At 64.2% G+C, this 14,867-nt stretch carries 12 protein-coding genes and 1 pseudogene; 6 read left to right on the top strand and 7 right to left on the bottom strand.

Features of this window, described 5'->3' with window-relative positions; translation table 11 throughout:
- Window positions 1-26: 26 nt before the first annotated feature.
- Window positions 27-1,448 (top strand): YdiU family protein, encoded by a 1,422-nt coding sequence (locus BHD06_RS04955; RefSeq protein ID WP_080455874.1) that lies wholly within the window; start codon window positions 27-29, stop codon window positions 1,446-1,448.
- Here the strand turns inward: BHD06_RS04955 and BHD06_RS04950 are convergent, their stop codons facing one another.
- The gene (locus BHD06_RS04950; RefSeq protein ID WP_254892314.1) at window positions 1,449-2,102 is read right to left on the bottom strand and encodes a hypothetical protein; all 654 of its coding nucleotides are present in this window, start codon (window positions 2,100-2,102) and stop codon (window positions 1,449-1,451) included.
- A 34-nt stretch (window positions 2,103-2,136) separates the two neighbouring features.
- Between BHD06_RS04950 and BHD06_RS04945 the strand changes: the two genes are divergently transcribed.
- A complete protein-coding gene (locus BHD06_RS04945; protein WP_254892313.1) occupies window positions 2,137-2,850 on the top strand; it encodes an endonuclease/exonuclease/phosphatase family protein in 714 nt (237 codons plus the stop codon).
- A gap of 167 nt (window positions 2,851-3,017) precedes the next feature.
- Window positions 3,018-3,455 (top strand): hypothetical protein, encoded by a 438-nt coding sequence (locus BHD06_RS04940; protein ID WP_080455872.1) that lies wholly within the window; start codon window positions 3,018-3,020, stop codon window positions 3,453-3,455.
- An 85-nt stretch (window positions 3,456-3,540) separates the two neighbouring features.
- Here the strand turns inward: BHD06_RS04940 and argE are convergent, their stop codons facing one another.
- Window positions 3,541-4,707, bottom strand: coding sequence for an acetylornithine deacetylase (argE, locus tag BHD06_RS04935; RefSeq protein ID WP_080455871.1), 1,167 nt, complete (start codon window positions 4,705-4,707; stop codon window positions 3,541-3,543).
- 2 nt (window positions 4,708-4,709) lie between these two features.
- Window positions 4,710-6,530 carry an ABC transporter ATP-binding protein gene (locus BHD06_RS04930; RefSeq protein ID WP_080455870.1) on the bottom strand — a complete coding sequence of 607 codons (1,821 nt, stop codon included), beginning with the start codon at window positions 6,528-6,530 and terminating at the stop codon, window positions 4,710-4,712.
- A gap of 291 nt (window positions 6,531-6,821) precedes the next feature.
- On the opposite strand from BHD06_RS04930, the gene BHD06_RS04925 reads away from it, so the two are divergent.
- The 3 genes from BHD06_RS04925 (at window position 6,822) to BHD06_RS04915 (ending at window position 10,537) form a co-directional block, all read left to right on the top strand.
- A complete protein-coding gene (locus BHD06_RS04925; protein ID WP_080455869.1) occupies window positions 6,822-8,528 on the top strand; it encodes a peptide ABC transporter substrate-binding protein in 1,707 nt (568 codons plus the stop codon).
- A 76-nt stretch (window positions 8,529-8,604) separates the two neighbouring features.
- Window positions 8,605-9,612 carry an ABC transporter permease gene (locus BHD06_RS04920; RefSeq protein ID WP_080455868.1) on the top strand — a complete coding sequence of 336 codons (1,008 nt, stop codon included), beginning with the start codon at window positions 8,605-8,607 and terminating at the stop codon, window positions 9,610-9,612.
- Window positions 9,605-10,537: an ABC transporter permease gene (locus BHD06_RS04915; protein WP_080455867.1), complete on the top strand. Its 933-nt coding sequence runs from the start codon at window positions 9,605-9,607 to the stop codon at window positions 10,535-10,537. The genes BHD06_RS04920 and BHD06_RS04915 overlap by 8 nt, the downstream gene beginning before the upstream one ends.
- Window positions 10,538-10,916: 379 nt before the next feature.
- On the opposite strand, the pseudogene BHD06_RS24710 reads toward BHD06_RS04915, so the two are convergent.
- The 4 genes and pseudogenes from BHD06_RS24710 to BHD06_RS04900 form a co-directional block, all read right to left on the bottom strand.
- Window positions 10,917-11,096: pseudogene (locus BHD06_RS24710) on the bottom strand (IS630 family transposase); the annotation flags it as partial.
- Between the two features lie 85 nt (window positions 11,097-11,181).
- Window positions 11,182-12,477 (bottom strand): DEAD/DEAH box helicase, encoded by a 1,296-nt coding sequence (locus BHD06_RS04910; RefSeq protein WP_376764839.1) that lies wholly within the window; start codon window positions 12,475-12,477, stop codon window positions 11,182-11,184.
- 537 nt (window positions 12,478-13,014) lie between these two features.
- Complete coding sequence (locus BHD06_RS04905) at window positions 13,015-13,980, bottom strand: DUF3179 domain-containing protein (RefSeq protein ID WP_080455866.1); 966 nt, start codon at window positions 13,978-13,980, stop codon at window positions 13,015-13,017.
- A gap of 92 nt (window positions 13,981-14,072) precedes the next feature.
- A complete protein-coding gene (locus BHD06_RS04900; RefSeq protein ID WP_080455865.1) occupies window positions 14,073-14,864 on the bottom strand; it encodes a DUF4336 domain-containing protein in 792 nt (263 codons plus the stop codon).
- Window positions 14,865-14,867 lie beyond the last annotated feature (3 nt).

The following is a 14,867-nucleotide window of genomic DNA, read 5'->3' as shown; positions in this document are numbered from 1 at the left end:
CGCAAAGTTGACCTTACGTTATACCCATGACCCTTCAGATACCCTTCGATAACAGTTATGCCGCCCTGCCCGCGCGGTTCTACACCCGCCAAACTGCCGTGCCGGTGCGCGCGCCGCGCCTGATCAGGTTCAACGCGGAGCTTGCCGCCGATCTCGGGATCGGGACGGCGGATGAGGCCACGCTTGCGCAGGTTTTCGCGGGCAACGCCGTGCCACCCGGTTCGGACCCGCTGGCACAGGTCTATGCGGGCCATCAGTTCGGCGGTTTCTCGCCGCAACTGGGCGACGGGCGCGCGCTTCTGCTGGGCGAGGTGCTGGACCGGACGGGCCAGCGCCACGACATTCAGCTCAAGGGCTCCGGCCCCACACCCTACAGCCGGATGGGCGACGGGCGCGCCTGGCTCGGGCCGGTGCTGCGCGAATACGTGGTGTCCGAGGCGATGCATGCGCTTGGCCTGCCCACCACCCGCGCCCTCGCCGCCGTCGAGACCGGCGAGCCGGTCTACCGCGAGACCGGCGGCATGCCCGGCGCGGTGCTCACCCGCGTCGCCGCCAGCCATCTGCGCGTCGGCACGTTTCAGTATTTCGCCGCGCGCCGCGATATCGAAGGCCTGCGCGCGCTCTATGACTATACCGTCACCCGCCATTACCCGCAGACCGAAGGCCCCGCCCATCTGCTGGCCGAGGTGATCCGGCGGCAGGCCAAGCTGGTGGCGGGCTGGCTGTCGGTGGGCTTTATCCACGGCGTGATGAACACCGACAACACCGCGATTTCCGGCGAAACGATTGATTACGGCCCCTGCGCCTTTATGGACACCTATAACCCGCAACAGGTATTCAGTTCCATCGACGCCCATGGCCGCTATGCCTATGACAACCAGCCGCATGTCATCGTCTGGAACATGGCGCAATTCGCCACCGCCCTCGTGGCCCTGATGCCCGATCAGGATGCCGCGATCGAGGAATTCACCGCGCTTGTCCATGCCATGCCTGACCGGATCGAAACCGAGTGGCGCCGCGCCTTCGGCCGCAAGATCGGCATCGAAAACGCCAGCCCCGAGGATGCCGCCCTTGTCGCCGACCTTCTGACGCGCATGGCCGAAGGGCGCGCCGATTTCACCAATACGTTCCGTGGCCTTCTCGACGGCACCGCGCGCGATCAGTTCCTTGAGCGCGACGCCTTCGACACATGGGCCGACGCCTGGCGCGCGCGCATCGCTCGGGAACGCGACCCCGAGGCGGTGATGCACGCCGCCAACCCCGCCGTCATCCCGCGCAACCACCGCGTTGAGCAGATGATCGACGCGGGCGTCGCGGGCGATTACGCGCCGTTCGAGCGGCTCTTGTCGGTGTTGGCACACCCCTTTGAGGATCAGCCCGACGCCGCAGATCTCAAACGCCCACCCGAGCCTGCGGAGGTGGTACACGCCACGTTCTGCGGCACCTGATCACTTGTCGCGCAGCCGCCGGAACAGGCGAGGGTTGCGACGGATGAACTCGTCGATCACTCCGGTGAATCCGCCATAGGCCTGCCCCTTGAGATAGGCAAAGCCCGACGCGGCCCCAAGACCCGCCCCGATCATGTCAATGATCAGGTCTCCCATCGTGTCCATCAGCCCGGATTTCTGCATGTTCATGCCAAAGCTCTGATCCATCGCGAATTCGAAGATCTCCCACAGAGTGCCGATGGACAGCCCGAAGCAGAAGGCAAAAAACGCCACCGCCCAATGCGGCGCGGCATAGCGATCACCCTGGAACATCATGAAGACCAGCACAAAGCCGATCAACCCGAACCCGATAGCCGAGCCTGCATGCATCACGATATCCCACCACCAGAACCGCTCGTAGAAATCGAGCACTTCGCCGGCGAATAGCGTGGCTCCGACAAAGACTACGATGACTGTGAGAAAACTGGGCGGCACGTCGATCTTGGCCCATCTCGCCACGAACACGGGGGCCATCGACAGCGCCAGCGTGGTCAGCGCAATGAAGGCCAGCGACCATTCACCCGTGACCAGTGCATCGAGCGCAATCACCCCAAGCGCCATCCAGATCAGCCGGGTCAGCAGGGTCTGGCCGGAAAACATGCTGCGTCCTGTCATTCTTCGATGCTATCAGGGGATAATGAGGGCGTCGATGATCCGGATTGCAAGTTACAACCTTCAGAAATGTGTCGGGCTCGACCTGCGGCGCAGGCCGGATCGCATCCTGCGCGTGATCGGCGATCTTGCCGCGCAGGTGGTGGTCTTGCAGGAGGCCGACAAGCGGCTGAGCCCACGCATGGCCGCCCTGCCCCACGAGATGGCCGAGGCCGTAGGCTGGCAAGTGGTCGAGTTCGGCCAGCCCGGCGGCTCGCTCGGCTGGCATGGCAACGCGATGCTGCTACGGCCCGGGTTGCGGGTGGTCGAAACCCAACATATCGAATTGCCTGGGCTCGAGCCGCGCGGCGCGGTGCGCGCCGATCTGGAGACCGATCTGGGGCCGCTGCGCGTGGTCGGGCTGCATCTGGGGCTGGTGCGGCGCCACCGGCTGTTGCAGGTGGCGGCGATCATGCGGGCCCTGGTGCGGCTGGCACCCTGCCCCACGGTCCTGGCAGGCGATTTCAACGATTGGCGCGGCGGGCCGGCGCTTGATGCGGTGGCGCAGGGGGTGGAGTTCGTGAGCACCCGCCCGAGCTATCCGGCTCCGCGTCCCGTCGCACGGCTCGACCGTCTGGCGATCAGCCCCGATCTCGTCTCGTTGCGAAGCGGCGTGCATCTGGCGCGCCCCGCGCGGGTCGCCTCGGATCACCTTCCAATCTGGGCGGATCTTGGGCTGCGCCCGCCCCATGGCGCGCATGACGATGCCTGAGCGCGCCCCCTGACGCGACTTTTCGCAGGGCTGACCGAATAACAATAATGTCATTGGTTATTTAGGAGCATCGACCACACGTTCCCGACATACTGCATACCGCCTGTCAGAAACTTTGCCGGGACCGGATGCTGACGCCACGCATTGATACAGACTGGAGGCCCCTCTTGCCCGCATCCCCGAATTTTGCCTTGTTCCTCATCCGCGTCAGCTTTGGGGCGTTCATCGCGCTCTGGGGGTTGAGCAAGGTCGTACGCCCTGAGGGAGCCGAGCGACTTTTTGCGACCTATTACGGTATTGACGGAATGGCCCACCTGGCTGCCATCGGGCTCGGAGGTCTACAGGCCCTGATAGGGTTGGCGATCCTTCTCGGGCTGGCACGCACGTTCAGCTATGGCGCGGGTGTGCTGATCCATGGCACCTCCACGGTCGCGACCTTGCCCCATCTTATCACGCCTTTGGCGGACGGATCGAACCTGCTGTTCTGGTCCGGCGTGCCGATCCTGCTGGCGGCCATTGGCCTGTTTCTTGCCCGGTCCGAGGACACCGTGCTGTCGCTCGATATCTATCGCGATGCAGGCGGATCGCAGGCCGCCGGGGGATAGGCTGGCAAGCGATGCGCTGTCGCGGTGGCGAGACGCCGGTTGACCCGGCCGACCCCGGTCTTGCAACTGTTGTTGCCCGCGCCGCCTATTCCCCTTTCAGGCGCGCCACGAGATCGTGCATGAAGGCATGCCCCGCCTCGAATTGTGCCACGGTGATGTACTCGTCCGGCTGATGTGCCTGCGCGATGTCGCCCGGCCCGCAGATCACCGCTGAGTAGCCGCGCTCCTGAAACTGCCCGGCCTCGGTGCCATAGCTGACCACGTGGCGGCCATTGTCGCCGGTGATCTGACGCGCCAATCCTTCCGCGGCACCGCCCTCTTCCGGCTGTAGCCCCGGCACCCGGAACTTGCGGCGCAAGTCGATCCGGGTGTCGGGATGCACCGCCTGCATCGCGACCTCCGCCTCGGCCACACGCGCCTCAAAGCGCGCGCCCCAGTCCTCGGGGTCCTCGCCCGGCACAACCCGGAAATCCATGCCGAACCGGCAATCCTTGGCGGTGATGTTATGCGCCGTCCCGCCGGAAATCGTGCCCACATGCAGCGTCGTCCAGGGCGGCTCGAACAACGACGCCAGTTCCGACGGCGTGCGCGCGCGATTCTCGGCGTTCTGCTGATTGGCCCATTCGATTAGCGGGGCTGCCGCCATGATCGCGTTGACCCCGCGATGCATGATCGAACTGTGCACCTCGAAGCCTACGACATGCACGTCATAGCCCAGCCCACCCTTGTGGCCGGTCACCGCCTGCATCGTTGACGGCTCTCCGATTATGGCAAGCTCAGCGCGCGGCAGCACCTCCAGCATCCGCTCGATCATCGGCGGCGCGCCGACACAGCCCACTTCCTCATCATAGCTCAGCGCCAGTTGCAGGGGCCGCGTCACGCCCAGCCGATGCGCCTCGACCAGCGCCCAGATCGCGAGCGCGTCAAAGCCCTTCATATCGACGCAGCCGCGCCCGAAATACTTGCCGTCCCGCTCCGTCACGGTGAACGGATCGGAGGTCCAGGGCTGGCCGTCAACCGGCACCACGTCCGTATGCCCCGACAGGACCACACCGCCGTCAACCTCGGGTCCGACATGGGCGAAGAGCGCGGCCTTCTCCCCGGTTTCGTCATAATGGCGATGCGCGGTGATGCCGTTTTCACGCAGATAGTCTTCAACCCAATCCACCAGCGGCAGATTGCTGTCCCGGCTCACCGTGGGAAAGCTCACGAGCTTCGTCATCAGCTCGACCGGCGAAAGTCTTTGGGTCATGTTCAATAGCCACTTTCTGAGGTCAGCACGAAATGGCCCGGCTCCACCTCTTTGTATTCCGACGGTCCCGGCTCGTATCCGACCGGGTGGATCGGCGAGGGGATCGGCTTGAAATTCAGATCCTTCTCGGATTTCCGGCGGCGCGGGTCGGCGACCGGCACGGCCTTCATCAGCGCCTGCGTATAGGGGTGCTGCGGGTTCTCGAAGACGGCGGCGCGCGGCCCCCGCTCCACGATCCGACCAAGGTACATCACGCCGACATCATGGCTCACCCGCTCGACCACCGCCATGTCATGGCTGATGAAGAGATAACTCAGCCCCAGTTCGGCCTGCAATTCCATCATCAGGTTGATCACCTGCGCCTGCACGCTCACATCGAGCGCGCTCACCGCCTCGTCGGCCACGATCAACTTGGGGTTCAGGGCCAGTGCCCGGGCAATCGCCACCCGCTGCCGCTGTCCGCCACTGAGCTCATGCGGAAAGCGCCGCAGGAAGGAGCGCGGCAATTCCACGCGGTCGAACAGCATCGCCACCCGGTCATCCATTTCCGAGCGGCTGACAAGGCCGTAATTGCGCATCGGCTCGGCCACCTGATCGGCCAGCTTCATCTGCGGATTGAGGCTCGCGAACGGGTCCTGAAACACCATCTGCATATCGACGCGCGCGCGGCGCAGGTCGCCGGGGTCGAGCGCGATGATATCGACGCCATTCAGCACCACCTCGCCCGCCATCGGCTCTACCAGCCGCAGGATCGAGCGCCCGGCGGTGGATTTGCCGCAACCGCTCTCGCCCACAAGGCTCAGCGTGCGGCCCTTGGCGAGCGAAAAGGACAGATCCTCGACCGCATGCACATTGGCCACCGTGCGGCGAAAGAAGCCGCCCTTGACCGCAAAGCGCGTGGTCAACCCTTCGACATGCAGCAATTCCTCGTCATGACCCTTGATCGGCGCGATCTCCTGCGCATCCGCGCCCACCAGCTTCATCGGTTCGGGATAGGCCTTGCCGCGCATCTCGCCCAGCTTGGGCACGGCGGCCAGCAGCGCGCGGGTGTAGTCATGGCTCGGGGCCTCGAATATCTGCTCGACCGTGCCCTCCTCGACCTTGTTGCCGCGGAACATCACGACCACCCGGTCGGCCATCTGCGCCACCACCGCCATATCATGGGTGATGAAGATCACCGCCGTCCCGGTCTCGCGCTTGAGCCGGTCCATCAGCGCCAGAATTTCGGCCTGAATGGTCACGTCAAGCGCCGTCGTCGGCTCGTCCGCGATCAAGAGGCGCGGCTTGCAGGCGAGCGCCATGGCGATCACCACCCGCTGCCGCATCCCGCCCGACAATTCGTGCGGATATTGATCGAGTCGGCGCTCGGGCTCGGGTATGCGCACCTCGCGCAGCAATTCCAGCGCCCGCGCACGGGCCTGCCGTTTGTCCATCCCGCGATGCACGCGCAACCCCTCGGAGAGTTGCCGACCCACGGTAAAGACCGGGTTGAGCGCGGTCATCGGTTCCTGAAAGATCATCCCGATCTCGTTACCCCGGATCGTGCGCATCAGCCCCTGTTCGGTCTGCGCAAGGTCGATCTCGCCGCCCTCCTTGCGGTCGAACAGCATGCGCCCGCCCGCGATGGTGCCGCCGCCATATTCGATGAGCCGCATCAGCGACAGCGACGACACCGACTTGCCTGATCCCGATTCGCCCACGATGCAGACGGTTTCGCCCGGATTGACCTCGAAGGACACATCCTCGACCCCCACCACCGGGCCATCCTTGGTCTCGAAGGTGACCCGAAGATTCTCGATTCGGGCAATCGGAGTGTCCAACATAAGGCGCGGCCTTTTCTCATTCATGGCGGGCAATGATGAAACGCTACTCACTTTGGCGCACCACTGTCAAACCATGTCCGGTCGATCACGCGCGATTAACGGATTCGCGGAATGCGCCTCTTGCTTTTTGCCCGAATCCGGTCTGTGATGCGCGAACCGGCGGGGATGCGGTGTGGGTGCTTACATACGCACGACGGTCTTGTTCCGCCACACCAAGCCCGGCATAAGTCGGCAAAACCGAAAACGAGATGGCCGAACCAGAGCTGTCCAACACCGGAGGAAAGTAACCCCATGACCCTGAAATCCTTGCTTCTCGGGGCAACCGCCGCGTCGTGCCTTGGCCTTGCGGCCCACGCCGAACGCGGGTCGGATGGCCATGTCAACGTGATCTATTGGCAGGCGCCGTCGATCATGAACCCCTACCTGTCAGGCGGCACCAAGGAGATCGAGGCGGCAAGCCTCGTGCTCGAGCCGCTCGGGCGCTACAATGAAAAGGGCGAGATGGTGCCCTATCTCGCCAAGGAAATCCCCACCGTCGACAACGGCGGCGTGGCCGAGGACCTCAAGTCGATCACCTGGAAGATCAAACCGGGGCTGAAGTGGTCCGACGGCACGCCCTTCACCGCGACCGACGTAAAATTCACCGCCGATTATTGCATGAACCCCGAGGGCGGCTGCGCGCAGTTGGCCAAGTTCGAGGGCGTGGAGTCGGTCGAGGTGATCGATGACCTGACCGTCAAGGTCAATTTCGCCGACGCCCAGCCCAACCCCTACGGCCCATTCATGGGCGGGCAATCCCCGATCATCCAGGCTGCGCAATACGCCGAATGCACCGGCGCGCGCGCGTCGGAATGCGCCGAGGAGAACTTTGCCCCCGTCGGCACCGGCCCCTTCGTGGTGGATGAGTTCCGCCCCAATGACGTGATCTCGCTCTCGGCCAATCCCGAATATCGCGACCCCGCGAAGCCGGCCTTCGCCACCATGACCTTCAAGGGCGGCGGCGATGCCACCGCCGCAGGCCGCGCAGTGCTGGAAACCGGCGAATTCGACTATGCCTGGAACCTGCAACTCGCCCCTGACGTGATCGCCAACATGGAAGAGGCTGGCAAGGGCGAGGCGCTCGCCGCCTTCGGCACGCTCGTCGAGCGGATCGAGGTAAACCTGACAGATCCGTCCCCCGACCTGCCCGAGGGGGAACGCGCCACGGCCAAACATCCGCACCCATTCCTGACCGACCCGGCGGTGCGCAAGGCGCTCTCGATGGCGATCGACCGTGTTTTGCTGACCGAGATCGGCTATGGCAAGGCGGGCAAGCCCACCTGCAACTGGGTCCCCGGCCCGGATATCTACGCCTCGGACAACACCGAATGCCTGACCCAGGATATCGAAGGGGCCAAGGCGCTTCTGGACGAGGCCGGCTGGACCGACAGCGATGGTGACGGCGTGCGCGACAAGGACGGCGTCGAGCTTTCGCTCTTGTTCCAGACCTCGACCAATGCCGTGCGTCAGGACTTTCAGGCGCTGATCAAGCAGTGGTGGTCTGAAATCGGTGTCGAGACAGAGCTGCGCAACGTGTCGGCAAGCGTCTTCTTCGGCGGTGATCCGGGTAGCCCGGACACCTTCCAGAAGTTTTATGCCGACTTGGAAATGTATGCCAACCTCTTCGACGGTACAGACCCGCAGAACTATCTCGCCTCGCGCACCTGCAACAAGGCCCCGCGCCCGGAGACACAGTGGCAGGGCGAGAACGTCGACCGGTTCTGCGACCCGGAATATGACGAACTCGTCAAGGAGTTGGGCCGCACGGCCGACCTGAACGAGCGGGCGGAAATCGCCATCAAGCTCAACGAGATGATCACCAAGGAGCAGAACGTGATCATTCCGCTGGTCCACCGTGGCCGGGTCTCTGCCAAGTCCAACACGCTGGGCGGCGTGGTGCTGAACGTGTGGGATACAGAGCTGTGGAACGCGGCTGACTGGCACCGCATCAAGGAGTGATCCGGCACTTGCCTGATCAGGGCCGGGCACATGCCCGGCCTGCCTGTCTACCAACGATCCCGCAGAGGCGTCGCGCATGCTGACTTATACGATCCGACGGCTCGTGCTCTCGATCCCCACGCTGCTGTTCATCAGCCTCGTAATCTTCCTGCTGCTGGAGCTTGCCCCCGGCGACCCGATGGCGCAGGTACCGCTCACCGTGCCGCCCGACGTCAAGGAACGCATGCGCGAGGCGTTGGGCCTCGGCGAGCCGACGCATGTGCGTTTCGGCAAATGGATGTATCAGTTCTTCGTGGTCGAGCCTATGCTGCTCTTCGACCATATCTTCGGCACGGCTCTGGCCGAAGGCCAGCAGCGCGTGCTCAGCTGGCAGTTCCGCTCGCCCGTCATGGACGTGATCGTCCAGCGCATGCCGCAGACCCTGTGGGTCGTGGCGATGTCCTACGTGGTGGGCATCCTCATTGCCCTGCCCATCGGCATCTATTCCGCCTACCGGCAATATTCGCTTTTCGATCAGGCGGGCACGTTCGTCACCATGGTGGGCTATTCGGTACCGCCGTTCTTCTCGGGCGTGCTGGTGATCGTGATCTTCTCCGTGCAGCTTGGCTGGCTGCCCTCGATCTACGACACCACGCTGGAGGTGGTCGACTGGGCTACCTTCAAGCAACAGATCCTGCAAATGGTCATGCCGGTCATGGTGCTGGCGTTGCAGACCACCGCGCAGATCAGCCGCTTCATGCGCGCCTCGATGCTCGACAATCTCAACCAGGATTACGTGCGCACGGCCCGCGCCAAGGGGCTGTCGGAATGGGCCGTGGTCATGGTGCATGTGCTGCGCAACTCGATGATCCCGGTGGTCACGGTGATCGCGCTCGGGGTGCCCTACATTTTCGGCGGCGCGATCATCACCGAGCAGATCTTCAAGGTGAACGGGCTTGGCCAGCTGCTGATCACCGCCATTCAGGCCAATGACCTGCCGATGGTGCAAACCGTGACCTTCATGATCGCGGTGCTCATCGTGTTCTTCAATATCGTCGCCGACGTGCTCTATGGCGTGCTCGACCCGAGGATCCGCTATGACTGAGACCCCAAAACCGATCACCGCCCTCGCCGACGAGGGGCCCACAGCGCCCCCGCGCAGCCATTGGCGCGATGTCTGGGACCAGTTCAAAAGCCACCGCGGCGCGCTTGCGGGTGGTATCGTGCTTCTCGTCATCATCCTCGCGGTGTTTTTAGGGCCCTACATCTGGCCCTATGACGCCACCTATATCGACATCCGATCGCGCAATCAGGGGCCCAGCCTCGCGCATCCCTTCGGCACCGATCAGCTGGGCCGCGACACGCTGGCACGCATGCTGGAGGGGGGTCGAACCTCTGTCGCCGTCGGACTGACGGCGATGCTGCTGGCGTTGGTGCTGGGCTCGCTGATCGGCGTTCTGGCCGGGTTCTTCCGCCGCCTCGACGGGCCGCTCATGCGCTTTACCGACCTCTTCCTGTCGCTGCCGCTGCTGCCGCTGCTCCTGGTGATGGTGCTGCTGTTCCGTGAGGCTCTGAACGGCATGTTCGGTCCGGAAATGGGCATCTTCATCCTGATCGTGGTGGCCATCGGCGTGACCAGCTGGATGCCCACGGCACGGATCGTGCGCGGCGACGTGCTAGCCCTCAAGGAGCGCGAATTCATCCTTGCCGCACGCTCCATCGGGACCACCAATTTCAATCTCATCACCCGGCACATCCTACCCAACGTGATGTCGCCGATCATGGTCTCGGCCACCTTGGGCATTGCCAACGCGATCATCACCGAGAGCGCGCTGTCGTTCCTCGGCCTCGGCTTCCCGCCCGATTTCCCCACCTGGGGGCGGCTCTTGAACGACGCGACGCAATATCTACAGGATTACCCCGAGCGCGTGTTCTGGCCCGGCCTCGCGATCTCGCTCACGGTGCTGTCGATCAACTACATGGGCGACGGGCTGCGTGATGCGCTCGATCCGCGCATCCGGGGTCGCTAGAGTATTTCGAAAAATGGGGGAAGCGTCAGGTGTCCCTCTAGGTCTGATGTGTGTCAGATCTCATACCAGCGGCCCTATGGATTGACCGTTCTTGCCTATTCGCGGTCACTGATTGAACGGACACGCTCGGGATCGTTTGCAAAGACGTTCCATGCCTCGCAGCATCGTGTCACGATGTCATCGCAGGTATCGAACACAGAAACGGCGAGGCCGTTTGCTCGAAGACAGGCCCAGATGTTCTCAACCGGTTTCAGCTGCGGTTTTGCCCCCGCCGAATGACGGTTCGTCAAACCTGATATCCTCCGGAGTTGTTACCCGGGGCGCCGCCCGTTCAGGGCTGAATTCTGTCCACCGGACAGAATTCCGGGCGCCCTTCACCCCAGTCGCGCAAGGTTTGTCTATCCATGCCACAGCTCTGCGCTGCTGCCTTGCGATCCGGGCCTCCCAGCACCAAGGCAATCGCCAGGAGACGTCGTGCAGCCTTCGCATCCTTCGTTCACCGCGACGCCGCCCGAAGATCGCTCGCCGACAGCTCCTTCCGTGTGATTTCAACGGTCATCACTGCCTCCACCGTTTGGCGGCAGTGATTCAGATTCTCACGTCGAAAGGAACCCTTCGAGCGACGAAAGCTCGGGCCCTTGGTATCAGGCCGCGTTGGACCGTGCCCGACCGCCGCCGCCGCCGCGACGCCGACCGCCACCGGGCTTGCCCTGACCGGCCCCGCCGCCAAAGCCTCCACCACCGCCACCGCCGCGACGACGCGGGCCGCCACGGCCCTGCGGTTTCTTCTCCTTGGGATCGGGCAGCACCTCCCAAGGACGACCCGAGGCCACCGGAATGGTGGTGCCCAGCACCTTCTGGATATCCTTCAACTCACCCATCTCGTCCGGTGCGCAAAACGCAATCGCCGCACCGTCCTTGCCCGCACGCGCAGTGCGCCCGATGCGGTGGACGTAATTGTCGGGCACGTTCGGCAACTCAAAATTGTAGACGTGTTTCACATCCGGAATATCAAGGCCGCGCGCCGCCACATCGGTGGCCACCAGCACCTTGACCTGCCCGTCGCGAAACGCCTTCAAGGCACGTTCCCGCTGGCCCTGGCTCTTGTTGCCATGGATCGCGGCGACGGAGAATCCGGCCTGCTCCAGTTTGCGCGCGAGCTTGTCAGAGCCGTGCTTGGTGCGACCGAAGACCAGCGCCAACTCGCCCTTGTGCTTGCCCAAAAGTTCGATCAGCAGATCGGGCTTGGCCGCCTTGGCGATGAAATGCACCTCCTGCGTGACCTTGTCGGCGGCCTTGCCCGGGGGGCTGACCTGCACCCGCTTGGGATGGGTCAGATAGCTGCCCGCGATCTCTTCCATCTGCTTGGGCATGGTCGCCGAAAAGAGCATGGTCTGACGCTCGGCGGCCAACAAGCCGGCGATCCGGCGCAGCGCATGGATAAAGCCCAGGTCGAGCATCTGATCGGCCTCGTCGAGCACGAGAAACCGCGCCGTATCAAGGCGCACGGCGCGCCGGTCGATAAGGTCGAGCAATCGGCCCGGCGTTGCCACCAGAATATCAGTGCCCTGATCCAGCCGCTTGATCTGCGGGTTGATCGAGGCGCCGCCAACCACGAGGTTGATCTTGATCGGGCTGTCCTTGACCAGCGGCAGAAGCGCGTCGCGGATCTGTCCGGCGAGTTCCCGGGTGGGCGCAAGGATGAGGCTGCGGATCGTCTTGGGCGCGGGCTTGCCCGGCGCCTCCATCAGCGCGGTGATCAGCGGCAAGCCAAAGGCCATGGTCTTGCCGGTGCCTGTCTGCGCAAGGCCAAGGACGTCATGACCGTTCATCGCATGCGGGATCGCATGGGTTTGGATTGGGGTGGGGTCGGTGATGCCGGTCGCGGCCAGCTTGCGGGTGAGCGATTGGGGCAGGCCCATTTCGTCAAAGAGGTTCAATTCGTATCCTTTCGGGGGCCAGGACATCTGCCCAAAGCCCGGTACAGGCGGCAAAGATCACCGCCCGGTCGTCGTGGTTGCACCTGACGGGCCAAGACAAAGGGCCGACTGCCCCCGCCTTCCGACAGGTGTTTGGCCCCACGCGTGATTTTGGGAACATATCCGCGACATTTCATAGGGTGCGCCCCGTTTCAGGGGCCGTGCTGCTCACGCGGCAGGAAATGACGGTTGAGAGGCATATGGCGGTGCGGACCGAGGAAGTCAAGCGAAGAGGGATCTGCGGCACGATTCCGTGGCGGTTCCGGCCTTGAGCGGACATAGCGCCCCGCCAGAAGGTGCCGCGTGATCGCAGGGCCGAGGACTGGCGATGCAGCGTGTGTTGCGGGTACTTTATGCCAGCCAAGTCATTGTCGCCTCGACACATTGCGCTCGCCCTCAAATCGCCAGGCCGCGGGACGGCCCGGCGATCGCGCGGCACCTTCGGTGCGTTTCGCGCGGGATGCGGCAACGACAGTTCCAGGCCAGTTACGACGCCCCTTAACGCACCATCCAAGTCCCATCCGGCCAGAAGGCGTGAAAGGCGAAGGCGAACATCACGTCATGCGGCACATCGCGCCCCTGCCCGTCGCGCACCCGCACCGTGCCCACGTCGCGGCCCTTGGCGATTGTGCCGTGATCGAGCGCCGAGGCCTGACCATTTTCCCAGGAAATCGCAACGCCTGCCTCTTGCACGCCGCCCGCGTCGCGGATGCGCGTCAGTGGCCAGGCCCGGTCGCCGACGCGCACCACGCGCTCCAGCGGCGGGATGCCATGCGGCGGGTTCTCGCCGTTATAGAGGAACGGCCGCGCGGAACTGTCATAGCCCTGATAGGGATTGCGCCCGTAGGAGCGGTTGTAGTCGGGTTCCGCCATCACCAGCCCCTGCGGGTTACGGGCGCGGAACTGGTCCCAGCTTTCCATCCAGCTTGGCAATTGCCGCAACTCCACCCCGGTCATCTGCCCGACGACCCCCTCGCCGATGGCCTGCTGCCACCAGCTCTGGGTTTCACGGTCATACATCACCATGTCGGAATGGCGCAGCTTGCCCGAGACGCCAAAGCTGAGGACCTGCCCGCGAACCCGCCGGTCAAAAGTGATGCCGGAATTGCACAACGGGCAAAAGGTCACCGCCACCGGGATGCCGCCGATCTGGTCGTTGACGATCTCGTGCCATGTCAGATAGCGGACCGGATAGGCGCGCGGGGTCTGGCCGTCGATCTCGACGGTGATCACCGGCTCAGTGCCGGAAATCCGCCGCTCACCGCTTGCGCGCAGGAATTTCGGATCATCAATCGCCGGGATACCGTCCTTGGGCGGCCCGCCCGACATGACCTCGGACCAGTCCTCGATGCTGGTCTTCTGGAAATTCGTCTCCGGCCACTCATGCCTCCAGAAACTCGGGTCGGCATGCGCGAGGCCCGCGACCAGCAGGAGAGACGTCAGAAATCCAAGAAATCGGGGCATGCGGGGCACCTCGGGCAGGGTTGACGGATGCCGCGATCATGCCGCTTGCCGGGGATTCTGACCAGCCACACCCACGCGAATGTGAGGCGTTGTCAGCCCTTTCCGGCCTGTTTCCTCTTGGCCCGGATCAGTTCGCGGTCCCACATCCGGTCGCGCAGCAGGCGGCGAAAGGCACGCTCTAGCTCCGCCACACCGTTCTTCTCGTAACACCGCCCATGCGCAAGGATGATCCGCTCAGGCACCCAACCGATCATTTCCTCGACACTGTCGGCCATGGCGCGCTTGTCACGGAACATCCAGCGGATGCCGGGCGGGGTCTTGCCATCGCTGTCGTCGATGCCCTTGATCCAGGCCATAGGGCGGTGACGGACTTGCAGCTTGGCGGTCTCGATGGCGGTGATCAGGTCGGTCACGATCAGGCTGCGGCTGGCATTGTGCAGGAACACCGCCTCGTGAAAGCGGGTGCTGCCCTGCACGATGCGTTGCTCCAACTGTCCCGCCCACGGCCCCTCGGCTTCATCCGCGCGCAATTCGCGATCAAAGCTGAGGCTCAGCCCCGCCTGCGCCGCGCGCTGCGCCACGCCCGGCACGGCCCAGCTTTTGGCCTTGGGCCAGGCCGCCTGCCAGTCCGCGATATGTGCAAAATGAAACGGGTTCGGCGCCACCAGATGACGCACCTCCCCAAGCCCATCGAGCTCTGCACGCAGGCCATCGGTGAGCCGCGTCGGCGCATGCACCCAGAGGTTTCCGGTGCTCAGCCGCACCACCGTGGCGCGGGTCGGGCAGGCAATCCCGTGATGACGCGTGGCCGGGCCGTCGATCAGCCAGATCCCCTCGCCCCAGGGCTTGAGGGTATCGAGCGGCTCATATCCGGTCCCGGCCATGCG

The sequence above is a fragment of the Roseovarius sp. A-2 genome (assembly GCF_002072155.1).
GTDB lineage: Bacteria > Pseudomonadota > Alphaproteobacteria > Rhodobacterales > Rhodobacteraceae > Roseovarius.
The sequence above is the reverse complement of the archived record's forward strand: the minus strand, read 5'-3'. Positions and strand labels throughout refer to the sequence as shown.